Below are 10,734 nucleotides of genomic sequence, written 5' to 3' on the forward strand. Positions count from 1 at the left end.
TTACGATCAATCGTCTTTCGTAAAATCAACTCTTTCATACAAACAACTATCCGATAAGAAAGCAGGAGATCACAATGAAAAATTGGAAAATGAGAGAAATTGTCGTCATGTCCGTCATCAGTGTTGTATTTGCTGTCATTTATTTAGTATCAACTCATGCAAGCAATATAGCGGCAGGGTTTTTCGGCCGGATGAGCTATGAACCGATTTACGGTATCTGGTTTATCGTCTCGGTAATTGCCGCGTACATTATTCAAAAACCGGGAGCGGCTCTCGTTTCTGAAATCATCGCCGCTTTTGTGGAGTGCTTACTCGGAAATCCGTCAGGACCGATGGTGATTCTGATCGGGATCGCACAGGGAATCGGTGCGGAAGCGGTCTTTTTTGCGACACGCTGGCGGGTGTATACCCTGCCCGTGCTTCTTTTATCCGGTATGGGGTCTTCTGTGACGAGCTTCATTTATGACTTGTTCGTTTCCGGATACTCTGTTTTGAATCCGGGTTTATTAGCCGTCATGCTTCTCATCCGTCTGATCTCAGGTGCGCTTCTTGCCGGCCTTCTCGGCAAAGCAATCAGTGATGCGCTGGCTTACACAGGGGTGCTGAACGGCATGGCGCTCGGAAAACAATTCAAGAAGAAAAAGAAACAGGTGAACCAAGATGCAGGCATCTGAGCCCCTTCTATCGGCCGGCCGTCTTACCTTTTCTTATGATCAGGATGAAAAGCCGATTCTTCAAAACGTGTCCTTTCAGCTCCGGAAAGGAGAGCGGGCTTTATTGCTCGGGCCGAGCGGATGCGGCAAAAGCTCGCTCGCTCTCTGTTTAAACGGTCTGTACCCGGAAGCATGCGATGGGGTTCAATCGGGAACCGTTTCTTTATACGGAACACCTCTTTCACATCTGACAGAACCCGCCGCCAGATCCATCGGCGTCGTGTTTCAAGATCCGGACCAGCAGTTTTGCATGCTGACGGTTGAAGATGAAATCGCCTTCGGCCTGGAAAATTTGCAATATACAAAAGAAGATATGGACGCAATCATCGATGACGTTTTGGCAAAATTAGAGATCACTCATTTGAAAACGCGAACGATCGCTTCGCTGTCAGGCGGTTCAAAACAAAAAGTGGCGCTTGCCTGTATCATTGCGATGGAACCGGAACTCATTATTTTGGACGAACCGACGGCACAGCTTGATCCATATTCCGCACGTGAATTGGCGCGGCTGATCAAAGATCTTCAAGCAAAAAAAGGCTTCGGCCTTCTCGTTATCGAACATCAGCTTGATCATTGGGCGCCGTGGATGGACAGGACGATTGTCCTTGACGAAACGGGTCAGAAGGTGATGGACGGAGAGACGGACGTTATCTTTGAAACAAAGATTGAAGAGCTGATGCAGCTCGGCATTCCGATTCCGCGTGTGATCTCATTGCAGGAGCACGTCAGCATTCCTTTTACATTGTGTAAAGAAAAGCTGTTTCAAGAATCTGTACCGTCTCTGCCCGAACCCCGGCCCGCCGCGCTTTCGGCAGAAGACGCGCTGAGCGTTCACGAGCTGTCATTCTCAAGAGGGGCAGACGTCATTTTTCAGGATGTGAGCTTTTCCGTAAAAAAAGGTTCAATCACCGCGATTGCCGGCCCTAACGGAACAGGAAAAACAACGCTTCTTTCTGCCGCGGCCAAGCTCATCCGTCCGCTGGGCGGAGACATCAAAATAGACGGCAGACCGATTGATTCCTATTCTGAAAAAGAGCTGCGGCGGCTGATCGGATATGTTTTCCAAAATCCTGAACACCAATTTGTCACAGATTCCGTCATTCAAGAGCTGATGTTCGGTTTTGAAAGCAGCAGAGCCGCAAAGGAGAAAGCTCTTCAGCTGTTAACCCGATTCGGCCTGAGACGCCATGCCTCACAGCATCCGTTTTCTTTAAGCCAAGGACAAAAACGCCGGCTCAGCGTCGCAACGATGCTTATGCACAATGTGAACGTTTTGATGCTTGATGAACCGACTTTCGGACAGGATGCCAAAACGGCGCGGGAGTGTATGCAAATGCTCCGTGAGATTCAAAAGGAAGGAACGGCTGTTTTGATGGTGACACACGATATGGAACTCGTCTCAGATTATGCCGACACGATCCTTGTGCTCTGCGGCACGAAACTGGTATTCCGGGGAACTCCCGACGCTTTATTTTCTGATAACACCGGGATCGCCGAGCAAGCGCATTTGGCTTTACCGCTGCGGTATGAATGGATGAAACACGACAGGAGGCGGAGAAATGAACTTGCGGCTGGAGGCTGTTAACCCGTCAATAAAGGCGGCGGCTGTATTGTTATGCGTCATTATGCTGTCGTTTATTTATAATCCGTACACCCCTGCTTTGTTTTATATCATCATTGCGGGAGGCGTCCTCTCGGCGGGGCGTGTGCCGCTGAAAAAATGGCTGCTGTTCACGATTCCGTTTGTCATTCTGGCCTTCGGTTCTTTATGGACAGCCGCCGTATTCGGAAACGTCCCGACAACCGGAAGCAACCTGCTGTTTAAGCTCGGGCCGATTGCCGTCAACAGTGATAACGCGGCGCTCGGGATTTCTATCGCGTTTCGTATTTTATGTTTTTCCGCTTTGTCGATGATGTTTCTTTTCACAACCGATCCGATTCTGTTCATGCTCAGTCTGATTCAGCAGTGTAAGCTGCCGCCCAAGCTTGCATACGGCGTTATCGCGGGGTTCCGGTTTCTCCCTCTTCTGAAAGATGAAATCCTGATCATCCGGCAGGCGCACAGAATCAGGGGCGCGGGGTCTGATTCCGGGCTGAAAGGAAAGCTCTCCGCCTTCAGGCGCTTCACCATTCCGCTATTGGCAGGCGCAATCAGAAAGGCGGAACGCACGGCGATCGCGATGGAATCTAAAGGCTTTACGGGGAGCCGAAACCGCACGTTTTACAGAACTGTTACCGTGCGCCGCGCCGACTGGTGCTTTTTCCTGCTCGTGCTTCTGTTATTCGGCGCAAGCTGGCTCATTTCATTGTTGTTTGTATAAAAACAGGCCGCCGGAGTGATTCGGCAGCCTGTTTTGTTATGTATGTTATTGATGATAATTGAGAGCCTGAGCGAGATTGGACTTGATCGTAATATCTGAGAAATTAATGCCGAGCTGTACGGCGGTTTGAGCGATTTCCGGCCTGATTCCGGATAAAGTGGACGTGACGCCGATCAATTTCAGCGCCTCAACTAATTTAAAAATCTGATGCGCCACCATCGTATCGACAACCACTACACCCGACAGGTCAATTAACAGATGTTCAATCAGCCGTTTTGCACATGTGCTCAGCGTATTTTCAAGAATGAATTTGGCGCGCTCCGTGTCAATATCGCCGACAAGCGGCAGCAGCGCCGTCCGTTTGCTCAGCGTGATAACCGGCGAGCTTAACTCCAAAATCATTTCTCTTTGCGCATTCAGCTGCATTTTTGAGTTATGCTCGGCATGATCGACAAACGTGTAAATCGTAAAATCAAATACTTGTACAATTAAATTCTCCCATTTCTTCCTTTCTCCCTGTGCAAACGAAGATTCATGTTTATCGGCAAACGCATCATAATAACTGATGTATAGTCTCCGGTTTCTCATGAATTCACGGACCACATACTGTACGGGAGTATCCAGATGCTTCTGGTCTTTCGCAAGCTCAATCACCCACTGCTCGAACTCTTCTAAAAATTCTTTTTTCGGCATGATATACATTTTATTAATATGCCGGTAAAATTCTTTATCCTGCTCCGTCAGTTCTTCTGTGATGACGGGATTTGTCAAAGAATAAATCGAATTCGGATCCGAATCTTCCATCGTTTCGATCCACTCTTTCGCAATTTGATCCACTTGTTCTGAAAAATAGTTGTATAATGCTTCACTTATCTTCATATCTCTTCTCCTTTCCCATTTCCAATTATACCGTCAGCGGATCATGAATGAAAATAAAAGCTGTTAAACTATCCATTTATTTGAAATTTTTTAGTGCGATAGATTACGCCTTTTTTATGAAAATGCTTCAAATGACTCTTTCCGGCCGGCATGCTCTGCCATAAAATAGTAGCAACACCCTTGTATCCACTCGCAAGCATAAAAAAGGAGGGCTTTTTTATGAATGGTGAAATGCATTTGATTCCTTATGTCACGGATGAACAGATCATGGAGGTGAACGAGCTTCCAGAGGGGATTAAAGTGATTAAGGCGCCAGAGTTGTGGGCAAAAGGGTTTAAAGGCAAGGATATTAAAATCGCGGTGCTTGACACAGGCTGCGACATCAATCATCCTGATTTGAAAGACCGAATTGTCGGCGGGAAAAACTTCACCGATGATGACGGAGGCAAAGAAGACGCGATTTCCGATTATAACGGACACGGGACACACGTTTCCGGAACGATTGCCGCCAATGATTCAAACGGCGGAATTTCGGGTGTCGCGCCGGAAGCAAGCCTTTTAATCGTTAAAGTTCTCGGCGGTCAAAACGGCAGCGGCAAATACGAATGGATCATTAACGGCATCAACTACGCCGTTGAACAAAAGGCCGATATTATTTCCATGTCACTCGGCGGGCCAAGCGATGTGCCAGAATTGAAAGAAGCCGTCACAAATGCGGTAAAAAGCGGTGTTCTGGTCGTTTGCGCGGCAGGAAACGAAGGCGACGGAGACGAACGTACAGAGGAACTGTCGTATCCAGCCGCTTACAACGAGGTGATCGCAGTCGGATCAGTCTCAATCGCCCGTAAATCGTCTGAATTTTCAAACGCCAATAAAGAGATTGACCTGGTGGCTCCGGGAGAAAATATTCTCTCCACCCTTCCCAACCATAAATACGGGAAACTGACGGGCACTTCAATGGCCGCCCCGCATGTGAGCGGAGCGCTTGCCTTAATAAAAGGGCTTGAACAGGACGCGTTTCAGCGGACGCTTTCTGAGGCTGAAGTCTACGCCCAGCTCGTGCGGCGGACCCTTCCTTTGGACATCGCCAAAACATTGGCCGGGAACGGATTTCTGTATTTAGACGCGCCTGAAGTACTGATGGAAAGAGCCGAACAGGCACAGCTGCTGTCTTTCTGATATTTTTCTCATATAATGATTGATCAGCTTGTCACATCACCAATTTTTAAAATGTGAGATTTTCTATTGACAGTGGTCTGAATAAGCTGATAAGATAACCAACAAACGATGTAACTTTTCAAAAAAATTTAAATATTTTCTCTTATCGAGAGTTGGGCGAGGGATTGGCCTTTTGACCCCAACAGCAACCGACCGTAATTCCATTGTGAAATGGGGCGCGTGATTTTTGCGCCGAGACGACTGTCTCATAAGGCACGGTGCTAATTCCATCAGACGTGATCTGAGAGATAAGAGAGGCTTGCATTTTGAAGTTAAAGCCTCTTTCTCTCATGAGAAAGAGGCTTTTTTGTTACATCTCACTTAAAGGAGGAAACTTAATGACAACAATCAAAACTTCGAACCTCGGTTTTCCGAGAATCGGCTTGAACAGAGAATGGAAAAAAGCGCTTGAGGCTTATTGGAAAGGTAAAACTGATAAAGAAACGTTTCTTAAAGAGCTTGACGGTTTATTCTTATCAGCTGTCAAAACACAGCTTGACCAACATATCGATATCGTGCCGGTCTCTGATTTCACCCATTATGACCATGTGCTTGATACAGCCGTCAGCTTTAACTGGATTCCGAAAAGATTCCGCAGCATCACGGATCCCGTTGATACATACTTTGCGATTGCCCGCGGTGTAAAAGACGCCGTTTCCAGTGAAATGACGAAATGGTTTAATACCAACTACCATTACATCGTTCCTGAATATGACGAAAGCATTGAATTCCGTCTGACGAGAAACAAACAGCTTGACGACTACCGCCGGATCAAAGAAGAATTCGGAGCGGAAACGAAACCTGTCATCGTCGGTCCGTATACATTTGTCACGCTTGCGAAAGGATACGAAGAATCAGAAGCGAAAGCGATTCAAAAACGCCTTGTTCCTCTTTATGTTCAGCTGCTGAAAGAACTTGAAGCTGAAGGCGTAAAATGGGTTCAGATCGATGAGCCGGCCCTTGTGACAGCTTCTTCTGAAGACGTCCGTGCCGCAAAAGAACTCTATGAATCTATTACAAAAGAGCTTTCAGGGCTGAATGTCCTCCTGCAGACATACTTCGATTCGGTTGATGCATATGAAGAACTCGTTTCTTATCCCGTACAGGGAATCGGGCTTGACTTCGTGCATGATAAAGGCAGAAACCTTGATCAGCTGAAAAAGCACGGCTTCCCGAAAGATAAAGTGCTGGCAGCCGGTGTGGTCGACGGCCGCAACATTTGGAAAATCGATGTTGAAGAACGCCTTGATGCAGCTCTGGATATCCTCAGCCACGCTGATGTTGAGGAGTTATGGATTCAGCCTTCAAGCAGCCTTCTGCACGTGCCGGTGGCGAAACACCCTGACGAGCATCTTGAAAAGGATTTGCTGAACGGCCTGTCATACGCTAAAGAAAAACTGGCGGAACTCGGCGTCTTAAAAGAAGGGCTTCTGTCCGGCAAAGCGGCCGTCAGTGAGCAGATCGAAGAATCAAAAGCGGCACTTAAGGCTTTAAAAGCATTCGCAACAGGAGCGAACTCAGCTCAAAAAGAAGAGCTGAATCAGCTGACGGAAAAAGATTTCTCCCGTCCGGCAAGCTTTGAAGAACGATTGGCGCTGCAGAATGAATCACTCGGTCTTCCCCTTCTGCCGACGACGACAATCGGAAGCTTCCCTCAATCTGCAGAGGTGCGGAGCGCACGGCAAAAATGGCGGAAAAAAGATTGGACGGATGAACAGTACCAAGCCTTTATTAATGCGGAAACGAAGCGCTGGGTTGACATTCAGGAAGAAATCGGCTTAGACGTGCTCGTTCACGGAGAATTCGAGCGTACGGACATGGTCGAATACTTCGGTGAAAAACTGGCCGGATTCGCCTTTACGAAATATGCATGGGTGCAGTCTTACGGTTCACGCTGCGTACGTCCGCCTGTCATTTTCGGAGATGTCGAATTTATCGAACCGATGACGGTAAAAGATACGGTCTACGCCCAATCGCTGACGGAAAAACACATGAAAGGCATGCTGACGGGACCTGTCACCATCTTAAACTGGTCATTCCCGCGTGTGGATATTTCAAGAAAAGAAATCGCCTTCCAGATCGGGCTTGCCCTCAGAAAAGAAGTAAAAGCGCTTGAAGATGCCGGTATTCAGATTATCCAAGTGGATGAACCCGCGCTCCGCGAAGGACTGCCGTTAAAAACGCAGGATTGGGATGAATATTTAACTTGGGCCGCAGAAGCATTCCGGTTAACGACGTCTTCTGTGCAAAATGAGACGCAGATTCATACGCATATGTGTTACAGCAACTTTGAAGATATCGTAGATACGATCAATGATCTTGACGCGGATGTCATTACAATCGAACACAGCAGAAGCCACGGAGGATTTTTAGAATATTTGAAAGAACATCCTTACGTGAAAGGCCTCGGACTCGGTGTATACGACATTCACAGCCCGCGTGTGCCGGCAACTGAAGAAATCTATCAAATTATTGATGACGCGCTTGAAGTGTGTCCGACTGACCGCTTCTGGGTAAACCCGGACTGCGGACTGAAAACAAGACAGCAGGAAGAAACCGTTGCGGCATTAAAAAATATGGTCGACGCCGCGAAACAGGCACGAAAAAAACAAGCTCAGCTTGTATAAAAAAACAGCCATCCGCAAATCGCGGGTGGCTGTTTTTTCTGGGCGTGCTACTTATTCTTCAGCGCCTTCGCAAGTTCACTTAGTGAATCATGCTGCTTAATTTGATAGCCCCGCCCTTCTTTTTGCAAATACCCTTTTTGGCAGAATTGCGTCAGCACATGCAAGAGATGACGGTAAGATACACCCAAATAATCACAGACCGTTACGTGCTTCTCTTTATAAACCCCTTCATAAGCCGTCTGCAAAATAAAATCGGCCAGCCGGTTTTCAAGCGGGAACGCCAGACTTTGTGAATATTTCGAAGCCATAAGCGTTGCCTTAGCACTTAAAAACTTAGCCAATTCACGCAGGAATTTCGCATCCTGCAGCAATTGCGCGCGGCAGCGGTAAATAGGCAGAGCAAAACAAACAGTCTTCGCTGAGGCTTGAATTCCTTTTGTGTAATACACTTTATGTAATAGTTCCATCTCTCCGATGTAATCATTTTTGTTGATAAAATTAATTAAAGAAACTTTCCCGTTTTGGTGGGTTACATATATTTTCGCTTTTCCTTCAATCACGTAAAACAGGAAGTCAGGCCTCCTGCCCTCTTGAATAATCCATTCGTCCCGCTCATATTCGCGCACTTCCATAAACTCTTCAGCGGGGAAAGAGAATAAATGCGCGATTGAGTGTTTTTTTAACTGATGCCGCTTTTTCTCGCCTTTATAAATTTCCATCGTCCACCCCAAAAATATGAGATATCTCATATTGTCTTTATGTCTTTACATGATAACATGCCAATTAAAGGAGGAACGGGAATGAAAGCATATCGCTGGATGAGTCTGCATTTTTTTAGTTTTTTTATGACATGGGGTGTTTTTCTGCCCTATTGGACGGGATGGATGGTGCATATAAAAGGGGTTTCCGTATCCGAAGCCAGTTTCATTATGAGCCTGGGCTTGGCGGCAAGAGGGATTTCCACATTATTATTCTTCCCTTATTTATCAGGAAAATTCAGCAACAAAGCCTTATTAAACGGCGCCAGAATCGGGACGCTTCTCGCACTTTTATGTTATATTCCCGCTGATTCTTTTCAAAGCCTGCTTCTTGTCACATTAGTGCTGCATGTGTTTTACCCTGCTTTAATGCCTGCTTTAGACAGCGCTTGCGGCGTCCTTGTACAGCATAACGAATTAAAGGCCTATGGGACAAGCCGACAGTGGGGGTCCGCGGGTTTTGTTTCAGCCGGCGTCATCCTGTCCGTCTTTACAGGTATATTCGGAGATCAAGCGATTTTATGGGCACTGCTTTTGGGCACCCTGATATTCGCATGCCTCAGCTTTATGCATGCGCCAGCTGTTCTTTCAAAACGGCCGGAAACAGACCGCGCAAGAAAAGAGGGCATGTTTGCCTTATTCCGCATCAAATATTTCGGTCTGGTGCTCGCAATCGTTATCTTACTGCAGGCGGCACACGCGTCTTATTACAATTACGGTTATCTCTTTTTGCAGGAAATCGATGCCCCCGCATATGCCATCGGAATCATTATCAACATCGCCGTTATCGCGGAGATTATCTTCTTTGCAATCGCTGACCGATACTTTCATCAATTTACGGCAGGCTCTTTGCTCGCCTTGGCGGCGCTTGGTGCTACCGTACGCTGGATACTCGTATTTGCCTTTCCTCATGTCATCATTTTCTGTATTGCGCAGACGCTGCATGCCTGTTCATTCGCGATGGCACACTATGCATTTATGAAATACTTAATTAAAAATATTTCACCCGCGCAAATCCCGAAAGCCCAAGGCATATATTCAGCGCTTGCTCTCAGCTGGAGCACTGCGGTATTTACTATTTTCGGAGGTTTTTTATATGAAATTGAACCCCGGTATGCCTTTATCGGAATGATTGTTTGTACGATCCCATCCATGCTTCTCGCCCTTTTATACAGAAAACTTGAAATGAAAAAGAGAGTTTTTGCAGGAAACGCACAAGATATATAGCCATCGCTTTATAGACGATCACATGTCCCGCTGTCATTTTGACCGATTTGCGAATGCTGTGCGATGTATTTTCTCTATATTTAAAGTATTTCCTTCATATATGATGAAATCAAAAACAGCGGTATAACCCGCTCAATTGGTTAATGAAGGGAATCCATTCAGAAACTTGGACAGAATCAGTGAATATACTGATACAGTACTGCTTACGCTCATTTCGGGGAACTTTGTTCGTAATAAAATGATTTTCAGCCAACTCATAAGGAGGGACATTGTGTCACAGCCTAATTTGCCCAATATCACCCCTGTCGTTACACTTTCCAGAGACGATACCATTAACCTTCTTCTTTCGTCAATTGCTATGGAAGAACTGGGAATGGCACATATTCTGAATGCGGAAGGGGAAAAAATCCAATACGCGCTCGGAACGATTCCCGGATTAACAGGGCCCCCGTCAAGTCTTGCGGATATTCTTAACCTGAATGAGAGCGTCCGTGATACGCTTGACAGCTTAATGAAACAGGAGCTTCTTCTCGGTTCAAAATTGGACAGTATCTCAAATATCCCTACACTGGCGGGACCGACTGGTGCTACGGGGCCGACGGGACCGACGGGAGCAGTCGGACCGGCCGGAGCGATCGGACCTACGGGGGTCACCGGTGCGGGCCTTCAAGGGATTGTCGCTTTTAATCCGCTGATTGCCCCCACTTACACAACCGGACAGGTTGTCTTGTATAACGGAAGCTCTTACGTCGCAAACGTAAACAGCCCGGCGGGAACCCCTGGAGCCTCAGCTGACTATACACTTTTAGCTGCGGCGGGAAGCACCGGTGCTACTGGCGGTACCGGGCCGACCGGAAGCACCGGCGTTACTGGCGGCACCGGACCGACCGGGAGTACCGGCGCTACTGGCGGCACCGGACCGACTGGAATTACCGGTGCTACTGGCGGCACCGGACCGACCGGGATCACCGGCGTTACTGGCGGCACCGGA

General features: G+C 47.3%; 9 protein-coding genes and 1 riboswitch. Of the genes, 7 read left to right on the top strand and 2 right to left on the bottom strand.

From position 1 onward, the window contains the following. The first annotated feature begins 74 nt into the window (after window positions 1-74). From BGM27_RS02825 to BGM27_RS02835, 3 genes are read left to right on the top strand one after another with little or no spacing between them, the layout of a single operon-like run. On the top strand, window positions 75-674 hold the full coding sequence (locus BGM27_RS02825) for an ECF transporter S component (protein ID WP_007407218.1): 600 nt from the start codon (window positions 75-77) through the stop codon (window positions 672-674). Then, window positions 661-2,298, top strand: a complete 1,638-nt coding sequence (locus BGM27_RS02830; protein ID WP_007407219.1) for an ABC transporter ATP-binding protein — start codon at window positions 661-663, stop codon at window positions 2,296-2,298. Before BGM27_RS02825 ends, BGM27_RS02830 begins: the two co-directional genes overlap by 14 nt. Further along, window positions 2,273-3,034, top strand: a complete 762-nt coding sequence (locus BGM27_RS02835) for an energy-coupling factor transporter transmembrane component T family protein (protein WP_007407220.1) — start codon at window positions 2,273-2,275, stop codon at window positions 3,032-3,034. The genes BGM27_RS02830 and BGM27_RS02835 overlap by 26 nt, the downstream gene beginning before the upstream one ends. A gap of 45 nt (window positions 3,035-3,079) precedes the next feature. Here BGM27_RS02835 and BGM27_RS02840 read toward each other — a convergent pair whose 3' ends face one another. Continuing rightward, window positions 3,080-3,913 carry an STAS domain-containing protein gene (locus tag BGM27_RS02840; RefSeq protein WP_007407221.1) on the bottom strand — a complete coding sequence of 278 codons (834 nt, stop codon included), beginning with the start codon at window positions 3,911-3,913 and terminating at the stop codon, window positions 3,080-3,082. Between the two features lie 219 nt (window positions 3,914-4,132). Here BGM27_RS02840 and BGM27_RS02845 point away from each other — a divergent pair, with 219 nt between their 5' ends. Beyond that, a complete protein-coding gene (locus BGM27_RS02845) occupies window positions 4,133-5,092 on the top strand; it encodes a S8 family peptidase (RefSeq protein WP_007407222.1) in 960 nt (319 codons plus the stop codon). Between the two features lie 139 nt (window positions 5,093-5,231). Continuing rightward, window positions 5,232-5,386, top strand: a riboswitch (SAM riboswitch). 83 nt (window positions 5,387-5,469) lie between these two features. Beyond that, window positions 5,470-7,758: a 5-methyltetrahydropteroyltriglutamate--homocysteine S-methyltransferase gene (gene metE / locus BGM27_RS02850; protein WP_007407223.1), complete on the top strand. Its 2,289-nt coding sequence runs from the start codon at window positions 5,470-5,472 to the stop codon at window positions 7,756-7,758. Between the two features lie 47 nt (window positions 7,759-7,805). Here the strand turns inward: metE and yeiL are convergent, their stop codons facing one another. After that, window positions 7,806-8,477 (bottom strand): transcriptional regulator YeiL, encoded by a 672-nt coding sequence (gene yeiL, locus BGM27_RS02855; protein ID WP_041482289.1) that lies wholly within the window; start codon window positions 8,475-8,477, stop codon window positions 7,806-7,808. 81 nt (window positions 8,478-8,558) lie between these two features. On the opposite strand from yeiL, the gene BGM27_RS02860 reads away from it, so the two are divergent. Together BGM27_RS02860 and BGM27_RS20485 are read left to right on the top strand one after the other, a co-directional pair. After that, a complete protein-coding gene (locus BGM27_RS02860) occupies window positions 8,559-9,743 on the top strand; it encodes an MFS transporter (RefSeq protein ID WP_007407225.1) in 1,185 nt (394 codons plus the stop codon). Between the two features lie 271 nt (window positions 9,744-10,014). Then, on the top strand, window positions 10,015-10,734 hold a 720-nt coding region (locus BGM27_RS20485), incomplete at its 3' end, for an alpha-helical endospore appendage domain-containing protein (RefSeq protein WP_483297753.1).

The sequence above is a fragment of the Bacillus sp. FJAT-27001 genome, from assembly GCF_019039175.1.
Lineage (GTDB): Bacteria > Bacillota > Bacilli > Bacillales > Bacillaceae > Bacillus > Bacillus velezensis.

Coding starts and splice junctions, on each gene's coding strand:
- BGM27_RS02840 (WP_007407221.1), bottom strand. CDS start 3,913: ATGAAGATAAGTGAAGCATTATACAACTATTTTTCAGAACAAGTGGAT.
- BGM27_RS02825 (WP_007407218.1), top strand. CDS start 75: ATGAAAAATTGGAAAATGAGAGAAATTGTCGTCATGTCCGTCATCAGT.
- metE (WP_007407223.1), top strand. CDS start 5,470: ATGACAACAATCAAAACTTCGAACCTCGGTTTTCCGAGAATCGGCTTG.
- yeiL (WP_041482289.1), bottom strand. CDS start 8,477: ATGGAAATTTATAAAGGCGAGAAAAAGCGGCATCAGTTAAAAAAACAC.
- BGM27_RS02835 (WP_007407220.1), top strand. CDS start 2,273: ATGAACTTGCGGCTGGAGGCTGTTAACCCGTCAATAAAGGCGGCGGCT.
- BGM27_RS02845 (WP_007407222.1), top strand. CDS start 4,133: ATGAATGGTGAAATGCATTTGATTCCTTATGTCACGGATGAACAGATC.
- BGM27_RS02830 (WP_007407219.1), top strand. CDS start 661: ATGCAGGCATCTGAGCCCCTTCTATCGGCCGGCCGTCTTACCTTTTCT.
- BGM27_RS02860 (WP_007407225.1), top strand. CDS start 8,559: ATGAAAGCATATCGCTGGATGAGTCTGCATTTTTTTAGTTTTTTTATG.